This is a genomic window from Hydrococcus rivularis NIES-593 (assembly GCF_001904635.1).
In the GTDB taxonomy this organism is placed as follows: Bacteria; Cyanobacteriota; Cyanobacteriia; order Cyanobacteriales; family Microcystaceae; genus Hydrococcus; species Hydrococcus rivularis.
This window is the reverse complement of the sequence record NZ_MRCB01000025.1, coordinates 39,796-62,091: the sequence shown is the minus strand read 5'-3', so window position 1 is coordinate 62,091 and position 22,296 is coordinate 39,796. Positions and strand designations below refer to the sequence as shown.

Genomic DNA, 22,296 nt, shown 5'->3' with positions numbered 1-22,296 from the left:
AGAACGAGAGAAACCGTCAGCTTGCAGCGATAAAATAATGCTTTTGGTTTTAACTTAGAGACTTATAACCCCTGAGCGTTTACATAACTTGCCCCAAGAAGGCACGCACATCGGCGTACCTGTAACCGGATCGGGCACGATACAACAATCTAGCCCAAACACCTCGCGTACCATTGCTTCGGTCATGACCTGGGTAGGATGCCCATGAGCAAATATCCTCCCTTCTCGTATCGCCACTAAGTAATCGGCATAGCGACAGGCTTGGTTTAACTCGTGCAACACCATGACAATCGTCCTTCCTCCCTCTCGATTCAACTCGTAGAGAAGATTTAAAATTTCGATCTGGTGTGCTAAATCTAAATAGGTCGTCGGTTCGTCTAACAAAAGAATCTCTGTATTTTGTGCTAGTGCCATCGCAATCCACGCTCGCTGTCGCTGTCCGCCAGACAAGGTATCTAGCGATCGCTCTGCCAACTCAGTCATACCCGTAATGGCTAGCGCCGACTCAACTAAGCGATCGTCTTCGGTTGACCATTGCTGCAACCAGTTTTGGTAAGGATAGCGCCCCTGTGCGACCAAGGTACGGACTGTAAACCCTTCTGGTGCGACTGAACCTTGAGATAAAATGCCAAGCTGCTGCGCTACTTGTTTTGAAGGCAACTTGAAAATAGATGTCCCATCGAGATAGACCTGACCGACACTCGGCTTCAACAACCGAGCCAAACCCCTAAGCAAAGTCGATTTCCCACAGCCATTAGGGCCGATTAAGGCAGTAATTTGTCCGTCTGGTATAACTAAGTCAAGGTGACGAATAATAGGAGTTCCTTCATAAGCAAGGGTAAGTTTTTGCGTTGACAATCGGTTCATCGCTTGCGATTTTGGATTAATAGGTAGAGGAAATAAGGAGCGCCTACGATTGCTGCGATCGAGCCGCAGGGAAGTTCGATGGGCGCAAACAGCGTCCTTCCTAACAAATCGGCGCTAACAACGATTAATCCACCGATCGCGGCTGTTGTCGGAATCAATCCTTGATGAAGCGGCCCGACTAGCTGACGACCCAAATGCGGAGCAATTAAACCAACAAAGCTTACAGTGCCTGCAACGGCGACCGAAACGGCAGCTAGAGCAACGCTGACAAGTAAAAGTAAGCCGCGCTGCCGCTCAACCCGACTCCCCAATCCTCTAGCGATATCGTCTCCTAAGTTGAGCGCGTCTAGTTCTACAGCCAGTCCTAACGATAAGGGAACTAAGACGATTAACCAAAGCACTAACAACCAAACATACTCCCAACTGCGACCGGAAACGCTTCCTGTCAGCCAAATTAAAGCTTGAGTAACATCATGAATGGCTCCAAAGGTCAGCATTAAGGATGTTAAAGCACCTGCGATCGCCCCTAGACCAATTCCAATTAAAATAAAACGCAGTGGCGAACTTCCTTGACTCCACGCGAATAGGTAAATAACCAGAGCAACACTCAAAGCACCCACAAAAGCGGATAGCGGAAGAGCAAATAAAGGCGCTGAAGGAAAAATTACGATAAAAGTAACGGCAGCTAAACTCGCTCCCGCATCGATACCAACGATACTGGGATCGGCTAAAGAATTCCGCGTCAGTCCTTGCAGAATTGTTCCAGAGATAGCTAGTCCTACTCCTACTAAATAGGCGACTACTGTTCTAGGCAAGCGCAGGGTATTGATAATGAATGTATAATCTGGGTTGCTTCTATCCAAACTCAGAGCAGTTTTGAACGCCTCTAGAGGAGAAATTGTATATTCTCCTTTGAGGATGGAGATCGCCATTAGAGAAATCGTCATGAATGCAAGAATCGATAGGACTTTCAGGACTCGTCGATCCAGATGCCAAGAAAAACCGCTCCCGAATAAACTTTTGTTCATTCTTTCACCTGCGATCGCGCGAGGTAAACAAATAAAGGAGCGCCTACCATAGCTGTCATGACGCTCAAAGGCAGTTCTTCTGGTGCTACTAACAAACGCGCAAAAATATCGGCTATTAGCAATAAAATTGCGCCTCCAATGGCAGCATAAGGTAAAATCCAACGATAATCTACGCCAACGCTAAAACGAGCAACGTGAGGGACGACTAAACCGATAAACCCGACCGAACCCGCGATCGCAACCGAGCTACCTGCTAACAACACGACACTAATCGCTGCGATCGCTTTTACCCATGCCGTTTGTTGACCTAACCCTCTGGCAACATCTTCTCCTAAATTAAGGAGCGAGATCTGTCCGCTTATCAAAAATGCCATGACGAAGCCGACAATTAGGTAAGGCAGTACTTGTATAAATAAGCTAAAATCCCTGCCAGCAACCGATCCAGCTAACCAAAAACGAGTGCTTTCCAAGGTTCTTTGATTGACAATCAACAGTCCAGTAGTTAGCGAGGAAAGAAGAGTCGTCACGGCAGCGCCTGCTAACGTTAGATTGAGAGGAGTCAATCCGCTGCGACCGAGGGAACCGAATAAATAAACCAGTACCGCAGTTGCACTAGCACCAACTAAGGCATATCCAACGTAAGCATTTGCAGAAAAATTGCCGTAGAAAAAAACTGCTACAACCACTGCCAAAGCAGCACCAGACTCAATCCCCAAAATACCGGGATCGGCTAAAGGATTGCGAGTTAGTCCTTGCATCAACGCGCCAGCAACCGCAAGCGCTGCGCCGACAAAAACTATTATGAGCGATCGCGGCACTCTGACAGTACGAATAATTAAATTATCTGCCGACCCATCAAAAAACGTTAATGCAGCAAAAATTTTACTCAAAGAAATCTCTGCCGCACCAAACGAAATACTGACCGCCAAACACAGTAGCAGGACTAGGCATCCCAAGGCTAAACCGATAAGCGGAGACGATCTCGGTCTAAACAACTTGCTGGCTACAACAGAAACCGATTTTTTCACGATTTTCCCGATTTTTTCCTCAACCTAAAAACTAATAGCGTCGTTGCCTAATATTTTGAAACTAATTATCATTAAGCTTTAAGAATAAAATAGTCACTTGCCACAGTCAAGTAGGCAAATAATCTGCCCTGTTTAAGTCAGACTGAGTTTTTGTTTCTTAAGCTCGGAGATTTATAGCATAATTTTATCAATTAAAACTTCACTAGAATGGTTCCGACTATCGTCAAAGGGGTTCCATCTATGTCAACGACATCAAAAAGATTTTCAATATTGAGTGCTACTTTGCAATCGAGATGGTGATAAAAAAAGACGAGATCGGTTCGCGCATAAGCTGGCACCTCAGCAGTCTCGCCGACTAACGAGACTCCGCCACCAAAACCCAATCCACTCTCCATTTCATAAGTACTCCAAAAACCGCTACTGTATTTAGCGACATCGCCGAGAGTAGTTCCTGTAAGTAACTTGCTATCTCGGCTAATACGAGCATCGACAGAAGTATAGTAAATCATTAGATTCCAACCTGGCGCGATCGCACCAATTAAACTCAGATCGATTCCTTGAGTTGTTTGTTCTTCTATTTGTCTGTTAAAGTCGGGATAATCGGCATCGGCGATCGCGACGTTTTGGGCAATTGTTCGATAATAAGCTAGAGTAGCGGTGAGATTTTCCCCAAATAGTTTTGTCTCGATTCCAACTTCGAGATCGTCATCAATTTCTGGTTGAAAGGGTTCGCCTCTAAAATTTTCTTCGTCAAAGGGAAACCAAGAACGAGTAAAGCTTCCATACAGAGAAACCGAATCGCTTAATTGATAGGCAATTTCCATCTCCAAGCTAAATTCGTCGTTATCGCGCAGTTCGATAGTAGGTAGAGCGGGCGTTGGTGTTAAATCCTCAATAAGGGGCGATAATTCTGCTTCTACAGAAAGGTTAAGTCGATCGCTGAGTGTTATCTGTTGTTCAAAGTAAAGCGCGATCGCGTTTTTTTGGCTATGAAAATCGGCAGCTACAAAGGGAAGAGGAAGTGAAAGGCGATCGTGAGAAGTATTAGTATTAGTACCCGTCCCAGACAATGCCATCGGACTTTTAATCAATTCCAGCCCTAAATTTGTTTGTTGTTCCGTCCAATCGACATACAAAACGTAAAATTCATCGAGAGAATAATCGTCGCTAAAAGAGCGAATTTGTTCTCTGGTACGATTCCAGTTATCTTGCAAGGTTTCTACCTCATCCCAAGACAGATAGGCAGCACGAAAGGAATTATAAAAACTCCAAGTTCCATCGTCTTGTTTAGTCTGATTTGAATTGAGGATAATGGTTTTGGTGTTATCAACGCGAACGGATTTGTTAAAAAATTGCTGCCAAGTGCGATCGCTAGTACCGATACTCATGGTTGTTAAATCTGAGGAGGAATTAGCAAAAGCTGGCTGACTCAGTAACAATCCCATCGCGCTAACTAAACCAAAATAGTAAAGTGGTTTTCTGTGAACCAAGAACAAAGACTAGATGTATCAAAACTGTACTGAAATCGTGCCCAAAACCGTAAAGGGATCGCCCGGTCTGATGCCGCTACCTTCGTAATAAGTTTTGTCGAACAAATTCCTAAAATTCAGCCCCACTCTCCAGTTTTCGCGCCTATAAAAAATCGCCGCATCGGTACGAACATAGGAAGGAAGCACAAAAGTATTGGGCAATCGCGCCTCTCTATCTCCTAGATAAAACAACCCAATGCCAAAACCCAATCCTTGTAAATCGCCCTCTTGTATTTCATAAGTCGTCCACAAGCTAGCCCCCTCTCCAGGTGCATTGACTAAGGTATCTCCTTCTGGACTAAATTCGTCTCCTTCGGTGACAGTAGTATCGTTGAAAAACAGAGATGCAATAATTCGCCAACCTGGTAGCGGTTCCCCAGCTACATCTAACTCGATCCCTTCGCTTTCCACTTCTCCTACGGGAATCAAGAAACCCGATCCGTCTGGATCTAGAGTGAGAACATTGGTTTTAGTAATCTTATAAGCGGCTAAAGTTGCTGCCAGTTTTCCATCTAAAAATTCGGTTTTGATGCCGATTTCGTATTGCGTCCCTCGCGTCGGTTCAATGAGATCTCCTTCTCTGTCAAAGGTATTACTGGGAACAAAAGAACGGCTATAACTGGCGTAGAGTGAAATCGGTTCGATGGGTTGATAGACGAGTCCAATCCGTGGCGAGAAAGCTTCATCATAAAAAGACTCTTTTGTCTCTTCGCCTAGTAGCGTTCGTCCGTCGAGATCGAAATTTTGATTGACAGTTTGTGCGTCTATAAAATCGTATCTTCCACCAATTAACAACTTCAGATTAGGCAAAAATGAGATGAGATTTTGAATGTAAAATCCTACCGTCTCGCGCCTGAGTATATTGCGAAAGGGGCCGTAATCGAAAGACGTGGGAACTGGCGCGCCATAGTTGGGATCGAAGATGTCAATGGGTTCGGTAAAAGCATACAGCGTGTAGTCGTCAGAGGTATATCGCTGATACTCAAAACCGACTAGTAACTCATGCTCGATGGGGCCTGTTTTAAATTTGCCGATAACATCGTTTTGTAGGGAATAAGCATCGTTTCTTTGATCGCTATCTTGAAAGTATCGGAGCAGGGTTCGACCGTCGGGACTTACTCCATCGAACTCGTTTCGGAATGCAGATATTTTTGTGTTAAAAAACTGCAAGGAAAAACCGCTACGGAGTTTCCAGTTGTCACTGAAGCGATGTTCTAGGGTTAGGTTAGCCAAGTGCGACTCTCGTTGTAACGAGTCGTCGGGTTCTCCCAAAAATCGGCTTCTCGGCAAATCGAAAGCGACTGGATCGATGGGCAATCCATCATAGAAAGTGCCATCGCTTTTTAGGAACTCATAAGATAGCGAAATATCTGTAGAATCGCCAATTTTATAAGTTAAGGTCGGCGAAACCTGGATCTCTTCGCGATCGACAAAATCGACAAAACTACCAGAATTTTCGTAAGCAACATTCAGACGATAGAGCAAGCTATTATCTGAGGTTATGGGGCCGGAAAGATCGAAAGAAGGTTTATAAAAGTCGTAATTGCCAATTTCAAATTCTGCTGCATAGTATGGTCGCTCTAACGGTTGTTTGGTAATGAAATTTATAATGCCGCCCGGTTCAAATTGACCGTATAAAACCGAAGCTGGCCCCTTCAGTACTTCTACCCGTTCGATATTACTGGGATTGACATCAACGCCAGGTGCAAAGAAACCATTGCGAAGGCGATCGAAGGTTTCAAATCCTCTAATAACATAATCATTATTCGACCCGCCAAATCCAGATCTGACGCTTACACTGCTGACGTTGCGAGTGACATCGGAAATGCGAGTAATGCCTTGGTCTTCAATGACCTGGCGCGGAATGACTTGAATCGATTGGGGAATGTCGCGAATAAGTGCGTCGGTTTTGGTAGCAGTTGAGGCATCGGGGACGCTATAGCCCGTCTCTTGTTCGCCTGTCACTACTAGCTCAATCTCATCTTCTCCTTGGGCTGAGGGAGCTTCTAAGTCGGTTTGAGCGCTAAAAATTAACCCTTCTTCGGAATCAAATAACTCTACCATCGGCTGTTTTTCTTCTCCGGTTACTGTCAGGCGAACGGTATTTTCATTTTGATTGGTTGCCGTTACCTCGCTAACCCCTTCTACGGGTTTTTCTTGTCGGAATGGTTGTTGTAACTGGGCGTTGGGAATGTCGGCAATAAAGTTATTCCCCTCAGAAACATTAACCACGCGCAACTGTTGTGCAACTCCTGTGGGAGTCAGTAAAAGTACTTCAAATCCCGTCTCGGTTGGATTGAGTTGTACGCGATCGATAAATACAATTTCTCCTTCTGTTGGGGGTTGAGAAGGCGAGGTTTGTGCCGACGAGTCAGTCGGAGTAAAGCTAAAAATTAATCCTTCATCCGAGTCAAATAATTCTACTTGTGGAATCGTTGTTTCTCCGGTGGCGGTAACTCGAATCGTACTGGGATTAAAGTTAGTCACCGTGACCTCGCTAATTCCCGCTATTGGTTTCTCTTGGCGGAATGGTTGACCGCTTGGTAACTGTAATTGGGCGTTAGAAATCTCTGTAATAAAACGATTCCCCTCGCTGAGATTGTTTGGTTGCAGGAGTTCGGCACTTCCTGGTGGAGTTTGTAAGATTAGTTCTAAACCCGTCTCGCTGGGATTGAGTTGAACTCCGGTAACTGGGATTATTGTCCCTTCTGTTGGGGATTGAGTAGGTGGGGTTTGTGCTGAGGAGTCAGTTGGAGTAAAGCTAAAAATTAATCCTTCATCCGAGTCAAATAGTTCTACTTTTGGAACGGTTGTCTGACCCGTAACAGTTAATCGAATCTTATTGGAGTCTTGATTGGCGATTGTTATTTCGCTAATCCCTTCTATGGGTTTTTGGGCACGGATTGGCTGACCCGATCGCAAGTCTATCTGGGCGTTAGGAATCTCTACAATATATGAATTGCCTTCACTATTGGTTGTAATTTGTAAGTTTTCACTCTCAGTCGTGACTAAAATTATCTCAACTCCTGTATCGGTTGGGTTGATTTTGACTTCGCTTACTCGTACTATCGCGCGGTTGTTAGGTTGTTGAACTAATAAATCGGCAGCACTAGTTGAATTCTTTTTTAAGTCGTTAACTCTAAGAATTTGACTTTCGCTTTCTAAGCGTTTTTCTTGCGCCCAAGAAGGCTGCGCGATCGCTAGTGACACAGTTGTAATCGCAATCTTCAAAACAAGTAATGCTATCTGCCAATTTTTCACTTCCTAACCTCACACGCAAAAAATACCAACGGAAAGAATTCTTTACTTATCCCTTTGCACGAGAGAAAAGCAAAGTTGAGTTTAAATACTCTGCTTATTGAAAGAATCTCTCAAAAATACTGTGCAAAGAGTATAGGGAATTTACGCCATTTAGATCTACTCTCAGAAGGCGACATCGATCCCGCGAAGGCGAATGAGACGCGATCGCAAATCTAATCAGCAGCCTGCAATCGGCTTTTCTCCAGTACGAAAAGTGCTGGGCGTTATCCCAAACTTACGCTTGAAAGCTGCCGCAAAGTGACCTGGATTGGCATAACCTACCGTACAGGCGATCGCGGTTACTCGCAGATTAGTTTCGCAAAGCAGTTGTCTGGCTTTTTCCATGCGGTAGTCGTGCAGATAACCAAAGACTGTCGTACCAAACACATCATGAAATCCTTGCTTGAGTTGATGGTGATTCAATCCGACTTGCTGGGCTAAATCGAGTACAGAAGGGGGATTATCAAGATTTTTCAGCAAAATTTCTTTGGCATGATACAGGCGATCGCGTCGTTTGATATCCAATAACTTAGTAGAATTTAGTGGCTCGTTATTATTTATCTGTTCGAGTCGCAGGGCTATTAATTCTAGGACTTTGCTCTCTAAATAGATTCGCCTAATTAATCCTTGATAGGGACAGTGCAAAATCTGATGGATAGCCATTTGCATCGCAGGGGTAGTGACGCTTAATTGAAAGAAATCTCGATCGCTTTGCTCTTGAAGTACTCTTTGTAAATTTAAGGGAAGTTGTTCGAGTCGATCCCTCAGAAGTACCCTAAATAGCAGAACATCGATGTGGATGTCAAATTTAAGTATTTGTCCGGCTTGCCATTTAAACTCCCCTCCTTCGCCATACAAACCAGCACAAACAAAATTTTCTCCCGCCTGCACTCCCTCGCTTCGATTGTGACCCGAAATCTCAAAACTAAACTCTACTCCGTAGCTAGGTTCGCTAGAAGGGACTTTCACTAATAAATCTTCATGTAAGGTGTATTCATCGATGAGAAAATCTAAGCCAGGACAAAGCTCTGTGTAGCGACGATATCCCTTACTTATATGCTTGGGGTCGTTTAGGCACATCTCTATGCTTTCTGAGTGCAAGTCTTCGCGATCGCCCGATTTCTTTTGGGTTAATTGTTCGTAAAATTCTGTTTCTGAGAGAATCAGGGTCATGGTGTTACGGTCAATGGCAATATTTTAGTGAAAAGAATGGGTTTTAAATAAGAAAGATTATCAACTATTAACAAAAAAGAAGCAAGAAATCTTTATTAGTCTTGTTTGACTTAAGATATCTGTTGAGCCAGACTTTGAAGTAAAAGCGATCGTGCTGAGTGAAGGAAAAAATGATCGCCTGGAAACATCTGTAATTGAAAAGAATCGTGCGTCTGCTCCCGCCAAGCTTCCAACTCGATCCCGCTAACATCTCGATCTTGTAAGCCACCAAAAACCGCGATCGGACAAGCAAGTGGAGGCTCTGGAGTGTAAAGATAGGTTTCTAGAACGGCAAAATCTGCCCGCAAGATAGGAATCATTAACTCCATTAATTCCTTATGTTCTAAGACTTCGGCAGGCGTGCCATTAAAAGCGCGTAATTTTTCTAAAAACTCGGTTTCTTGAAGGTCGTAAATGGGAGCATGAGAATTGGGAATTTGAGGGGCGCGACGACCGGATACAAACAGATGAACTGGAAAAATCCCCCATTCTCGACGTAAAAAACGGCTTACCTCAAAGCTAACCAGTGCGCCCATACTGTGACCGAAGAAAGCAAACGGTTTGTCTAAGTAGGGTTGCAGGGCGATCGCGATCGCTTTAACTAGAAGCTCCATTCGCGTAAACGGGGAGGACAAGATCCGAGTTCCCCGTCCGGGAAGTTCGAGCGCACAGACTTCAACATTAGTAGGTAAGTTGCTATGCCAAGTGCGAAAGTTCCAAGCTGCACCGCCTGCATAGGGAAAGCAAAATAGTCTCAGTTTTGCTTGAGGATTTGGTTTAGGACAAGTAATCCAATCGTTAAAAGTTTGGGTATGGGTCATGATTTTATCTACAAATCAAATAAGCAAAGCAATCCTAAAATCATTCAGAAGATAAGCTGGAGTGCGAGCATCTTGCTCGCGTTTGATGTATTTCTCCTAATTTCATTAGGATTACTACGGCAACCTGTAATAAAGGGAGGAAGCGATCGCATAAATCCCTTCTTTACATTTGCACTAAGCGTTACTATAGCGAGTCTATTTCATTGATGAACGCTAATTTTTATGTATTGCGAAGCTCAAAGTCCGCGCGGGCAAGATGCCCGCACTACTGCTATATTCGTGATTCATTTCGACTTGCTATAGCAGCTTCATCCATCTGCTTGCGGAGGCTCAAAGGTCGCATATCCGTCCAAACTTCTTTGATGTAATCAAGACATTCTTGTTTTAAGCCGCTTTTTCCTACGTCTTTCCAGCCAAGAGGGTTATCGCGATCGATTGCCCAAATAGAATACTGTTCTTCATGATTGACTACAACTTTGTAGATTGTAGTGTCTTCTCTGTCATTGTTACTCATGTTAATCTCCTGTAATGTATTAAGGTAAAAAACCGACTTCTCGCAGTTCTTGGACGCTATCTTTAACTGCTTGAATGACGCGATCGCAATCTTCATTTGTATGTGCTGTAGACATTAAACCGCCACCTGGTAAGATAAATATTCCTTTATCGATAAGGTGATAGTAAATTAAATCGATATCTCCTCCAGGATGGGAATTATCTAAAACATCAGCATTGTCCAAAGGAACAGAATTAAAAATCGAGCCACAATTCGCAAGTGCGATCGATACTCCTTCTTCTTCAAAATAGTTATTGAGCGTGTTAATGAATTGGTTGGTTTTTTCGTTGAGTCGTTCCTGTAACGTAGTCCCTTGACTTTTGAGATATTCGAGAACCGCTTTAGCCGCCGCCATCGCTAATGGATGCTTGCAATAAGTGCCCGCAAAGAACGTCTTTTCGACTTGAGGCGAGGATGAATCCCCATATTGCCACATTCCGCCGTCAATCTTGTCCATGTAGGCAGCTTTGCCAGCAATAACGCCGATGGGCATTCCACCGCCGACGATCTTTCCATAGGTAGCGATATCTGCTTCGATACCGAACCATGCCTGCGCGCCGCCGAGATGAATGCGAAAGCCAGTCAGCATTTCATCGAAGATTAATGTAATTCCCGAACTTTGCGTTAACTGCCTTAACTGATGCAAAAACTCTCGCGGTTGTAAGCCAGGGCGATCGTTTTGGATGGGTTCGATGAGAACGGCTGCTAATTCATCGGCATTCGCTTTGATGATTTCGAGTGCTTGGAAATTGCCATAATCAAGAACTATAACATCTTTAACACTATTGGGCGAGACACCAGGAAAACTCGGTATTGCATGGAAATTTTGGTTTTCATCTGTCGTGTTAGCTTTGACCAGAGTTCCGTCAAAATGTCCGTGATAGGAATTTGAGAACAAAGCAATCTTATGGCGACCTGTTGCCGCTCGTGCTAAACGTAACGCTGTCATGACAGCTTCCGTGCCCGTATTGCTGAAGGTTACGCGCTCCATTCCCGTAAGTTCGCTAAATAACTCAGCAACTTCACCCGCGAGATCGGATTGCGGCCCAATGTGTATGCCTTGTTCGAGTCTTTTTGCCAATGCTTCTTTAATAAAGGGGGGATTGTGACCGAATAAATTGACCCCAAAACCCATAACGAGATCGATATATTCATTGCCATCAACATCCCACATCTTAGAGCCAGATGCTCGATGCCCGATGATGGGATAGACGATCTCTTTGATGACAGAATGGAATCCCGCCGAACCCCTGACATCAGCGAGAACGGGACGATAGGTTTGGGTCATTTGTTTTGAGGTTTTCGTCCGCTGAGAGTAGCGTGCGATTAAAGTCTCTAGATGTCTCTGTTGAAGTATTTCAGGGCTAACGGGCGGAGATGTTATAGAATCGGTTGATAAAGTAGATTTAGCTGACTGCATTGTCTTTATTTCTCCTTTTGTGAGTTATTGGTATTAGGACTTATGCACTCAATGGCTAAAGACTCGATCCCCCCTAGCCCCCCTTTTGAAGGGGGGAATCCGAAAGCCCCCTTGAAAAGGGGGTTGGGGGATCGACTGGTAAGTCCTGGGTATGAGAGGATGGCGGATTCAAGAAGCCGCCTTGTGCGAGGTGAGCGAGGTAAGTTGCAAGCAGTTGCTTGTCGATCGCGGGACAAGCGATCTCTGTACCTGCTAGTCCTGTTAGGGTATTGTGACAATCGAACTGTAAAGACGCGATATATCGCGTCTCTACCGAACCAGAAGGTTTTTCTTGGGATTCCCTTGCTGGAAAGAACGGGACGAGAGGATATAAAGGATGTTCGGGGGAATGAGTGGCAATTTCGATTAGTTTTTCTCGCCAGCGATCGTAAGAAACTTGTTGTAGGGGATAGCCAAGGGAATGAATTGCGTCGATTAGCATATCGGAGTGAAGCAATTGAGGATTGACGAGGTGAAAAGCTTTGCCAAGAGAAGTTGTTTGTCTCGATAAATGCGCGATCGCGCGACTGACATAATCGACGGGCATAATGTCCTCCATAATGTCGCCTTCTGGTGCAATGCCCAGTCGAACGCAGCCTACAATTAATCTGTATAAAAAGTCATTGGCATTAAAAACACCCGTTTGGCTGTGTCCCGATACGCGCCCCAAGCGATAAATAGAGATAGGAAGTCCTCGACTCTGGGCAATTTTAATTAGCTTTTCGCTAACCCATTTCGTCTGAACGTAGCCATTATCGGGAAGGAGAAAATCATTAAAACTATCTCCTTCTTTAACAACTTTAATTTTCTCAAAATTAGAGGCACAAAAGACACTAGAAGTAGAAATGAAATGGACGGGTTTGGTTTTGCTTTGACAAGCCAATCTAAGAACTTCTTGTGTGCCTAAAACGTTAGCAGCTTTGAGTACGGAGTAAGGATAGATATGATGAACCCATGCGCCATTGTGATAAATAAGATCGATTGTTTGTGCTATTTCGTGGAAATTTTCTTGAGAAAGTCCTAAAAGTGGCTTAGATAAATCTCCTATTACTGGGACGATTCTAGAGCTAAAAGATTCTTGCCAAATCAAATAGGATTCCAGACATTTTTGCAGTTTATTTTTTCCTTCCTCAAGATTAGAAGCACGTACCAAACAATAAATATTGGCTTGGGTTTGTTGCAGAAGTTCGTAGAGTAAAAAAGCTCCTAGAAATCCGGTCGCTCCGGTCAAAAAGATTGAATTTGGATCGGTTGTTAGTTCGACTAAATTATTTTCTGGGAAAATTGTATCATCGAGAACGGCTTCAGCATTTAAATCTAAAATCGTTTCTTGACTCAATGTGTGGGACAATCCTGCTTTAAAAATTTGTTCTAAACTTTCGGCTAAACTTGCGATCGTAGGCGATTCAAAGAGAATCCGCAGAGGCATATCTACCCGAAAAGCTTCTCGAATTTTGACCATCAGTTGAGTGGTTAATAAAGAATGTCCTCCCAATTCAAAAAAGTTGTCATGAATGCCGATGTTTTCTACCCCTAAAATCTGAGTCCACAGATTAGCAAGAACTTTCTCTAATTCGGTGCGAGGTGCAATAAAGGTTTCCTCTAATTCGCGTTCTGGGATAGGTAAGGCATGGCGATCGATTTTTCCATTGGGTGTCAGCGGCAATGACTCCAACCAGACAAAGGCGGAGGGAACCATATAATTAGGCAATCGTTCTTGTAGGAAGCGTTTTAGAGTAACGTTAGAGCGATCGCTATTAGAAACGATATAAGCGACTAAACAGCTATTCCCGTACAAATCGTTTCGTACTAAAACCGCCGTCTCTCGCACGGTTGGGTGTTGTCTTAAAACTGCTTCAATTTCTCCTAATTCGACGCGAAAACCGCGAATTTTTACTTGATGGTCGGTACGACCGAGTAATTCAATGTTTCCGTCGCTTAAATAACGTCCCATGTCTCCCGTTTTATAAAGACGAGTTCCCGTGCTAAAAGGGTTGGGGATGAATTTTTGAGCGGTTAAATCTGCTCGATTGAGATATCCTCTAGCTAAACCCAAACCGCCGATATAGAGTTCGCCAATAACGCCAATGGGAACTGGCTGGAAGTAAGAGTCTAAGATATAAATTTGGGTATTGGTGAAAGGAGATCCAATCGGAACTAACTTTTCTGTAGGTACGACTGTCCCTGCTTCAAAATAAGAACTATCAATGGTTGCTTCGGTTAAACCAAAGGAGTTGATTAGTCGCGTCTGAGAACCGCAAAAGGTTCGGAATTGTTCGTACTCTTTCACGTACCAACTATCGGAACCGCAGATTAACAACCGCATGAAATCGAGACGCTGTTGGCTAGACTCTAAATATTGGATGAGGTTTCTTAGCACGACTGGCACGAATTCAGCACAGTCAACTTTTTCTCGAACCATTAATTGATAAAGTTGTTGGGGTTCGAGCAGTATTTCTTTTGGACAAAGAACGAGTTTACCGCCGGAACACAAAGCGCGAACTAAATCCCCAGCAAAAACATCGAATGAAAAACTCGCCATCTGTAAATGACTTGTGACTTCTCGCAGGCGATAAGCTTCTTCCCAGGCAAAATAAGCATTGACTAGATTACGATGACAAACCATTACGCCTTTTGCTTGACCTGTAGAACCGGAAGTATAAATTACATAAGCAAGGTTTTCTGGAGTAACTTCGCTGACGAGATTTTCTTTTTCTTGTTGGGCAATTTTGGGATCTTCTAGAGTAACGATCGCTGCTTGGTTAGTTGGCAATTGATTTGTTAGTTGAGTTTGGGTAACTAGCACGGAAACTTGAGCGTCGGCTAACATAAAAGCTAATCGCTCTTGAGGATAGGCGGGATCGAGAGGAAGATAAGCGCCACCTGCTTTAAGAATTCCTAAGACTCCCACGACTAAATCTAGGGAACGTTCCACACACAGTCCTACTAGCGTTTCTGGTTTAACGCCGAGCGATCGCAGGAAACGAGCGAGTTGATTTGCTTTAGCATTTAATTGCAAATATGTCAACTGTTCGCTTTCATAAACCACAGCGATCGCATTGGGTGTTAGTTTTACTTGTTGCTCGAATAGGGTATGGATGCAGCGATCGATTTTGGATTTTCGATTTTGAATTTTAGATTGGTTAAACTCTACAAGCAGTTGTTGGCGTTGGGAGTCGGTGAGGATTGGCAAGTCTGATATAGTGCGATCGCAATTAGTAACAATGCTTTCTAACAACGTCTGGAAATGTCCTAGCATTCGCGCGATCGTTGTAGCATCAAATAAATCGGTATTGTATTCTAACCACCCTATTAGTCCGCGATCGCTCTCGCTCATTGAAAGAGTCAGATCGAAATTCGCCGTTACACTCTCAACTGGCAAAGTATTTAAGGTTAGTCCTGGAAGTTCTAAAGCTTCCATTGGCGCATTTTGAAGGATAAACATGACTTGAAACAGCGAGCTATGACTTAAATCTCGCTCTGGTTTGATTTCTTCGACTAACTGCTCGAAAGGCAAGTCTTGATGGGCATAAGCGCCTAAAGTCACCTCGCGCACTCGTTTGAGAAGTTGGCGAAAACTGGGATTTCCTTGTAAATTGGTACGCAACACTAAGGTATTGACAAAAAAGCCAATTAACTCTTCGGTTTCTGTTCGATTGCGGTTGGCAATGGGAGTGCCGATCGCGATGTCTTGTTGCCCAGTGTAGCGATACAATAAGACTTTGAAGGCTGCTAGCAGGGTCATGAATAGCGTTACGCCTTCTTGTTGCGAGAGATCTTTTAAAGCTCTAGTTAAAGATTGGGATAGAATAAGCGATTGAATAGCACCGCGATCGCTTTGAATGGATGGACGCGGGCGATCGGTTGGCAACTCTAAAGCAGCAGGAGCATTACCTAACTGTTGTTTCCAGTAGTTGAGTTGGCTTTGTAAAACTTCTCCCTGTAACCATTTTCGCTGCCAGACGGCAAAATCTGCATACTGGATGGGGAAATCGGGAAGCGGCGAGGGTTGGCCAGCACAGAAAGCTTTATAGAGTATTACTAATTCTTGGATGAGGATGCCCGTTGACCAGGCATCAGAAATAATGTGATGCGTAGTAAATAAGACTATATAGTCGTCAGGCGCTAATCGCAGCAATTTAAAGCGTAATAAACAATCTTTTTCTAAATTAAAAGGTTTTTCTGCTTCTTCTCGCGCGATTCTTTGACTTTCTTCCTGTTGTTGGGTTGGCGGTAAAGCTTGTAAATCTATTACGGGTAAGTTTATAGGAGAATATTGACGAATAATTTGAACGGGTTGCCCGTTGATTTGAGTAAAATTAGTTCTTAAAGCTTCGTGTCGTTGCGCGATCGCGTTAATGCTTTTTGATAATGCTGGTACGTCGAGCGCTCCCGTCAAACGCACGGCGGTAGGAATGTTATAAGCATAACTATCCGGTTCTAGTTGAGCAAAAAACCAGAGTCGGGTTTGAGCAAATGAGAGAGGGAAAGTATTAGTATCTCTGTTTTGAGGTTCGATTTTTGTTGGCGAGATGTTTCCTTTTTGCTGGTTGAGTTTTTGCAAAAGGAGTTCGCGTTTTTCGGGGGAGAGATTTTCAATTCGTTTTAGCAGGTTACTCATGATTGTTTTTATCTCGCACAGAGGCGCAGAGGCACAGAGGAGAAGGGGAGAGGTTACGGTTAGTGACTTAGCTTTCTAATTCTGCGAGTGCTTGAGCGAGTATGTCTTCGTCTGCTTGTTGGGCGAGTTGTTGTGTTATTACTAAAGCTAAGTCTGCGATGGTGGGAGTTTCAAAGATTTGCTGGATGGACAGTTCGATTTGAAATATGTCGCGCAATCGAGAGATTAATTGAGTGACGAGCAAAGAATGTCCTCCTATGTCAAAAAAGTTATCGTGGATGCTAATGCGATCTCGTTTCAGGATTTCTGCCCAAATTTTGGCGATTTTCTCTTCGGTTGAGTTTCGAGGAGCAATATAATTTTCTGAGCTAGCGCTTGCTGGTTCTGGTAAGGCTTTTCTGTCTATTTTGCCATTGATGGTTAATGGAAAAGCGGTTAAGGAAACGATGTCTGAAGGAATCATGTAATCGGGTAGTTTTTGTTTGAGGTAATGGCAAAGGTTGTCGGAGAATTCTTGTTTGAGGACGATGTAAGCGACTAAACGGCGATCGCCTGGTGTGTCTTCACGTGCTATAACTACGGCATCTTTGACGTTAGGATGTTGAGACAGTAGCGTTTCTATCTCTCCGAGTTCGATACGAAAACCGCGAATTTTCACTTGGTTATCAATGCGTTCGAGAAATTCTAAATTGCCGTCGGATCGAAACACGACTAAATCGCCTGTTTTGTAAAGACGTTCGCCTGATTCGTTGCTGAAGGGGTTGGGGATAAATTTTTCGGCAGTGAGTTCGGGACGGTTTAGATAGCCTCTCGCTACTCCCGCACCGCCAATGTATAATTCTCCTGGCACTCCTATAGGTACTGGTTGCAGGTGACGATCTAAGACATAAAGTTGGGTATTCGCGATCGCACCTCCGATGGGAATGGAACCAGATTGAAGATAGTTTGTCGGGACTTGATAGATGCAGCAACCAACTACGGTTTCAGTTGGGCCGTATTCGTTAATTAACATCGTATTTGGGGCGAAATCCTGCCAAAAGGCGATTTGCTCAGTTGTAAGGTTTTCGCCGCCGATGATGAAAGCGTTAGTGCGATCGCTTGCTTCTTGGGGAGATAGTTGTTGACTGAGTAATTCTAGATGAGCGGGTGTAATTTTGATGAGGCTGAGATTAGATTTTTGACGTAATTTTTTCCAAAGTGCATCGATTCCCTGGTTTTCGGGAAGTAGTTCGACTCGATTTCCTACCACTAGCGGCGACAAGAGACTAGTAACGGTTAAATCGAAGGCAAGGGAAGAGTGAACTAAGGTTCCCGTCCCTTGTGCGACTGCATACGCCTGCGTACACCAGTTGAGATAATTAACCAAACCACGATGAGGAATTAAGGTTCCTTTGGGTTTGCCAGTTGAACCGGAGGTATAGATAACGTAGGCTAAATTATGTTCGTTGGTTTTGCTGACTAGGTTTTCTGTGCTTTGCCGAGCAATAATGTCCCAATCGATATCTAAGCAAATGATTTTGACTGTATCTGTGGGGATGTCTGCTGCTAAACTTTGTTGCGTCAACAGTAACGGCATCCGCGTATCTTCTAATATAAAAGCTTTGCGCTCCTGGGGATAAGTTGGATCGATCGCGACATAAGCACCCCCAGCTTTAAGAATGCCTAGGATACCTATTACCATTTCAAGCGATCGCGCTAAGCAAATTCCTACTAACACCTCCGCACCTACGCCTAATTTTTGTAGATAATGCGCTACTCGATTGGCACGGTTGTTTAATTCACGATAGGTTAATTGTTGGTTTTCGCAGATGACGGCAATATTATCGGGAGTGCGATCGCATTGTTCTTCAAACCAATGATGAATGCACTGATACGGTAAGTTTGCGGTTTTGGTGTTGTTGAATTCGATTAAAAGTTGCGATCGCTCTTTTGAACTGAGAAGATTTAAGCGATCGATTGTTGTTTCGGGGTTTTCAATCGCGCTGTTTAAAAGAGTTTCAAATTGTTCTGCTAGGCGTTGAATGTCTTCTTTAACAAAACGATTCGTGTCGTAATTAAATCCGACAGCGATCGCATTATCTAATTGACGAGTGCAGGAAAGTTTAATTTTAAAGCGATCGAAACAGACATAACATCGAGCGATCGATAAAGCTATGTCGGTAGCAATATATTTAGATGGTGCTTCTTCATACTCAAAACAAAATGGAAAGAAATCATCTTCTAATTCACTAACCTTTTCCCAGATAAAGCTTTCTTGATACTGAGATATTTCGTCTAAAACCTGGTTGATATTAACTAAAACATTGCTAAACTTTTGATTTGCCTCTAAAGAGCAAGAAAGTGGTAAGTATTTGGCGAATAATCCCAATGCTTCTTTCAGTTCTTCATAATTACGACCGTCAAAATTAGTACCGATAATTAAATCCGATTGTCCGGTAAGTCGCCAGAGCAAAATTTGCCAGCAAGTTAAAAGAAATGTTGAAACTGAAGTTTGATATTGTTGCGCGATTGCGTCTATTTTTCCGATTGGATCGGTATCGAACAATAAAGTAAGACAATCTGGATTAAAATTTGTTCTATCATTTATTCTAATTTCACTTGTTAGTTTACTAGTTTTAAGTTGAGAAAAATCTAATTGATTCCAATACTTGTGCGCTTCTTTTGCTTCTTTCGATTCTAGTAATTCGTTTTGCCATTGAGCGAGATCGGCATATTGTAATGGTTCGCCATCTAGTTCTTCTTCGTGCAAGCAAGAGTCATAACAATGACCGATTTCGCCAACTAAATTACTTAGAGTTATCGTATCTGCAATTAAAGCAGGCATATCTAAAAATAAAAGAGATTTTTCGGACGACAAAGTTACTAAAATTGTCTTTAACAAAAAATCTTTTTCTAGATTAAAATAATACTGTCTAGCATATTTAAACAAATCTTTTTCACAAAAATTACTTTCTTGAAAATATACTTTCGCACGATCGCGAATGGTTTGCAGGGGAATTTTTAAACCTTGAGACTGATGAAAATTAGTGCGTAGTATTTCATGGCGATCGCTAACTTTTTGTAAAGCTTCTCTTAAAATTTCTACTTGTAAATTTCCCTCGATAAGAATAGCGCATTGGGAACGATAAACAGCGCTATCTTGTTGAATCAACCAAAGACGCTTTTGCTGTGGAGAAAGTTGAAATCCTTGCATTTGTTCTAACATTATTTTCCCTCCCCTAAATCTTCAATATCTGCAAAACTCATCATGTCACCCATCGCAACTAATAATTGTCTTTCTCCCACAAAAGGATTGCGTCCGTGAGCGGTTAATAAATTATCTAGAACTAATACATCTCCTTTTTTCCAAGAAAAAGTTACTTCTAACTGTTGATATATATTACAAATTTCTTCCATTACCGAATCTTCAATAAAAGTGCCATCGCCGTAATAACAATTGCGAGGCAAATCTTCTGCTTGAAATGAAGATTTAAATAACTGGCGCGTTTGTTCGTCCAAACAAGCAGGATGCCAATGTTGCGCTTGAGTAAACCAGGTCATTTCTCCGGTTTTTGGATGTTTAACTGCGGCAGGACGAATAGAACGAGTTCTCAGGCGATTTTCCCGCCAATCAAAATCAATAAAAGCTTGTCGGCAGCGCGTTTCTACTTCTGCCTTATTGTTAGTTTGAAAAACTTTTTGCCAGTTGAGTCCCAATCGGTCACTATAGTTACGCAAGTACATGACTTTCTTTTTAAGAAATAGCTTTTTAATCTTAGGATTGAGTAACTCAAATACCTTGCGACTGTCAACAATTGGCGTTTCTCCTCCTTCTTGTGCTGGTTGACGACAGGCAAATAATATTTTTTGTGGGAAAAAATGGTTAAAAGAGTTTTCGTTATGCCATAACAATTTGCGATCGCTAGGATAAAAAACAGGCGTATAAACATTACCACTTACTGTTTCTCGCGGATGTTCGCCATTTTCATTGAAAAGTTCCGAACAAATCGCTAATCCAAATCGTTCAAAAACGGGTGCTGTGGTAATTTGGAAATCCCGAAGTAAAATAGCGCCATGTTTTAACAATTTGGCATCAATAAAGTCTCGGTTGGCGCAAGTCCATTCTGCTAAATCGAGATTTGCGATCGCGGGTTTGATAATTAAAGGTAAGGTTGCATTATTCTCTAGAAATTCTAAGGAAATTGCGGTTTCGGAGCGTACATCGACTGCTTTACGTTTGATGTTTTTAAATTCCAATTTTTTCATTCTGCCTCCTGAGTTGCTGTTGTGGCATTAATAAGCTTTCGTTTTACTTGGGTTAACTTTTGCTGAAATATTTCTTTCCTTTTCTGTTGTTGAATGAGTCGATTTTGCTTATCATTTTCGGTTAGTAACTCTAAAAGTTCGTTTAATGCGATTTGAGGATTTATTGCAATCTCTGATAAAAGCGTTTTATACTGTTTCGCGATCGCGCGAATGGTAGTAGCATCGAATAAATCGGTGTTATATTCCAAAGCACCATCTATTCCCTTCTCTGTCTCTGCTAACTCCAGCAATAAATCGAGTTGCGTTGTCTTTTTATTAATATTTAGATGAGTTGCCGTTAACCCCTTCAATTCCAGCGAGGAAGTTGGGGTATTTTCTAAAATAAATTTGACTTGAAAAAAAGGCGATCGATTTAATTCTCGTTTTGATTTGAGAGCATCGACTAGCGTATCAAAAGGGATATCTTGATGAGTATAAGCATCTAATGCCATCTCTCGCACTCTCAAAAGCAACTCAGCAAACGTAGGATTTCCTACAAAATTCGTCCGCAATACCAACTGATTGACGAAAAATCCGATTAATCCCAGGACTTCGGGTTGATTTCGATTTGCGATATCCGTACCGACGACGATATTATCTTGTTTGGCATACCAATGCAGCAGGGTTTGAAATGCTGCTAGCAAGATCATAAATAAGGTAATGCCTTTTGTTTTGTTTAAATTCTTCAGCTTATGGGTTAAAGACTCGTCTATGAATAAAGATTCTCTTGCACCGCAATAAGTTTGAACTTTTGGACGATCGCGATCGCGCGGTAGTTCTAAGATCGAAATATCGTTTAATTGCTGTTTCCAGTAAGCAAGTTGCGTCTCCAATTGTTCGCCTTGCAACCAATTTCTCTGCCAAACGGCAAAGTCAGCATACTGGATGGGTAAATCGGGAAGCGGCGAAGGATTCCCTAACGAGAAAGCTTCGTATAAAGCTTTAATTTCGCGAATCAGTACGCCTATCGACCAACCATCAGCAATAATATGATGCAAGGTTAATAATAATAGGTGTTCGGTTTCGCTGAGTTTTAATAAAGTAACCCGTATTAACGATCCTTTAGCTAAATTGAAAGAGTATTGTGACTCTTTTTGTGCTAATGCGATCGCTTCTATTTCTCTTCTGTTTGGAGTAAGTTGCTGTAAATCGATTATTAATACGTTAAAAGTGTCGCTAGAATGAATAATCTGACTCGGTTGACCCTCTACTAAAGCAAAATTCGTTTGCAAGATTTCATGACGCTTCACGACTTCTTTAAAGCTTTGTTCTAGTGCTGCAACGTCGAGTTTACCCATCAAGCGCACGGGTTGAAAGATATTAAAAGCAGTGTTTCCTGGTTGTAATTGGTCGAGAAACCACAACCGTTGTTGAGCAAACGAAAGAGGAAAAACGCCAGACTCTCGACTTTGGGATTTTATTTCTTTTTTGGGATTGAGACGTTGTAGTAAAAGCTTGCGTTTCTCTGGAGAAAGTGCCGCAATTCGTGTAGAAATATCGCTCATTTTTATCCTTAACTTATTTCTTTTCTTTTCATGAAATCAGAAATTTTACTTTCTCTCCTCTCTTTCTCTGTGCCTCTGTGCCTCTGTGC

General features: G+C 42.7%; 13 protein-coding genes. All 13 read right to left on the bottom strand.

Features of this window, described 5'->3' with window-relative positions; genetic code table 11:
- Positions 1-54: 54 nt before the first annotated feature.
- The 13 genes from NIES593_RS17420 to NIES593_RS17355 all read right to left on the bottom strand — a co-directional run bounded on the left by NIES593_RS17420 (position 55) and on the right by NIES593_RS17355 (position 22,207).
- Positions 55-867: an ABC transporter ATP-binding protein gene (locus NIES593_RS17420; RefSeq protein WP_073600788.1), complete on the bottom strand. Its 813-nt coding sequence runs from the start codon at positions 865-867 to the stop codon at positions 55-57.
- The gene (locus NIES593_RS17415; RefSeq protein ID WP_245817595.1) at positions 864-1,814 is read right to left on the bottom strand and encodes a FecCD family ABC transporter permease; all 951 of its coding nucleotides are present in this window, start codon (positions 1,812-1,814) and stop codon (positions 864-866) included. The genes NIES593_RS17420 and NIES593_RS17415 overlap by 4 nt, the downstream gene beginning before the upstream one ends.
- A 77-nt stretch (positions 1,815-1,891) precedes the next feature.
- Positions 1,892-2,923 carry a FecCD family ABC transporter permease gene (locus NIES593_RS17410; protein WP_073600786.1) on the bottom strand — a complete coding sequence of 344 codons (1,032 nt, stop codon included), beginning with the start codon at positions 2,921-2,923 and terminating at the stop codon, positions 1,892-1,894.
- 191 nt (positions 2,924-3,114) lie between these two features.
- Entirely contained in the window at positions 3,115-4,413 is a 1,299-nt protein-coding gene (locus NIES593_RS17405) for a TonB-dependent siderophore receptor (RefSeq protein ID WP_217651948.1), read from the bottom strand.
- Between the two features lie 18 nt (positions 4,414-4,431).
- Positions 4,432-7,713: a TonB-dependent siderophore receptor gene (locus NIES593_RS17400; RefSeq protein WP_083602479.1), complete on the bottom strand. Its 3,282-nt coding sequence runs from the start codon at positions 7,711-7,713 to the stop codon at positions 4,432-4,434.
- A gap of 216 nt (positions 7,714-7,929) precedes the next feature.
- Positions 7,930-8,925, bottom strand: coding sequence for a helix-turn-helix transcriptional regulator (locus NIES593_RS17390; protein ID WP_073600784.1), 996 nt, complete (start codon positions 8,923-8,925; stop codon positions 7,930-7,932).
- A gap of 110 nt (positions 8,926-9,035) precedes the next feature.
- The gene (locus NIES593_RS17385; RefSeq protein WP_073600783.1) at positions 9,036-9,785 is read right to left on the bottom strand and encodes a thioesterase II family protein; all 750 of its coding nucleotides are present in this window, start codon (positions 9,783-9,785) and stop codon (positions 9,036-9,038) included.
- A 271-nt stretch (positions 9,786-10,056) separates the two neighbouring features.
- Positions 10,057-10,299 carry an MbtH family protein gene (locus tag NIES593_RS17380; RefSeq protein ID WP_073600782.1) on the bottom strand — a complete coding sequence of 81 codons (243 nt, stop codon included), beginning with the start codon at positions 10,297-10,299 and terminating at the stop codon, positions 10,057-10,059.
- A gap of 19 nt (positions 10,300-10,318) precedes the next feature.
- Positions 10,319-11,758, bottom strand: a complete 1,440-nt coding sequence (locus NIES593_RS17375; RefSeq protein WP_083602478.1) for an aspartate aminotransferase family protein — start codon at positions 11,756-11,758, stop codon at positions 10,319-10,321.
- A gap of 73 nt (positions 11,759-11,831) precedes the next feature.
- Complete coding sequence (locus NIES593_RS17370; RefSeq protein WP_073600781.1) at positions 11,832-16,418, bottom strand: non-ribosomal peptide synthetase family protein; 4,587 nt, start codon at positions 16,416-16,418, stop codon at positions 11,832-11,834.
- 67 nt (positions 16,419-16,485) lie between these two features.
- Positions 16,486-19,623, bottom strand: a complete 3,138-nt coding sequence (locus tag NIES593_RS17365; protein WP_073600780.1) for a non-ribosomal peptide synthetase — start codon at positions 19,621-19,623, stop codon at positions 16,486-16,488.
- Entirely contained in the window at positions 19,623-20,663 is a 1,041-nt protein-coding gene (locus NIES593_RS17360; RefSeq protein WP_073600779.1) for a TauD/TfdA family dioxygenase, read from the bottom strand. The genes NIES593_RS17365 and NIES593_RS17360 overlap by 1 nt, the downstream gene beginning before the upstream one ends.
- Entirely contained in the window at positions 20,660-22,207 is a 1,548-nt protein-coding gene (locus NIES593_RS17355) for a condensation domain-containing protein (protein ID WP_073600778.1), read from the bottom strand. Before NIES593_RS17355 ends, NIES593_RS17360 begins: the two co-directional genes overlap by 4 nt.
- Positions 22,208-22,296: the final 89 nt, after the last annotated feature.

Coding starts and splice junctions, on each gene's coding strand:
- NIES593_RS17420 (WP_073600788.1), bottom strand. CDS start 867: ATGAACCGATTGTCAACGCAAAAACTTACCCTTGCTTATGAAGGAACT.
- NIES593_RS17415 (WP_245817595.1), bottom strand. CDS start 1,814: ATGACGATTTCTCTAATGGCGATCTCCATCCTCAAAGGAGAATATACA.
- NIES593_RS17390 (WP_073600784.1), bottom strand. CDS start 8,925: ATGACCCTGATTCTCTCAGAAACAGAATTTTACGAACAATTAACCCAA.
- NIES593_RS17385 (WP_073600783.1), bottom strand. CDS start 9,785: ATGACCCATACCCAAACTTTTAACGATTGGATTACTTGTCCTAAACCA.
- NIES593_RS17380 (WP_073600782.1), bottom strand. CDS start 10,299: ATGAGTAACAATGACAGAGAAGACACTACAATCTACAAAGTTGTAGTC.
- NIES593_RS17375 (WP_083602478.1), bottom strand. CDS start 11,758: ATGCAGTCAGCTAAATCTACTTTATCAACCGATTCTATAACATCTCCG.
- NIES593_RS17370 (WP_073600781.1), bottom strand. CDS start 16,418: ATGAGTAACCTGCTAAAACGAATTGAAAATCTCTCCCCCGAAAAACGC.
- NIES593_RS17365 (WP_073600780.1), bottom strand. CDS start 19,623: ATGTTAGAACAAATGCAAGGATTTCAACTTTCTCCACAGCAAAAGCGT.
- NIES593_RS17360 (WP_073600779.1), bottom strand. CDS start 20,663: ATGAAAAAATTGGAATTTAAAAACATCAAACGTAAAGCAGTCGATGTA.
- NIES593_RS17355 (WP_073600778.1), bottom strand. CDS start 22,207: ATGAGCGATATTTCTACACGAATTGCGGCACTTTCTCCAGAGAAACGC.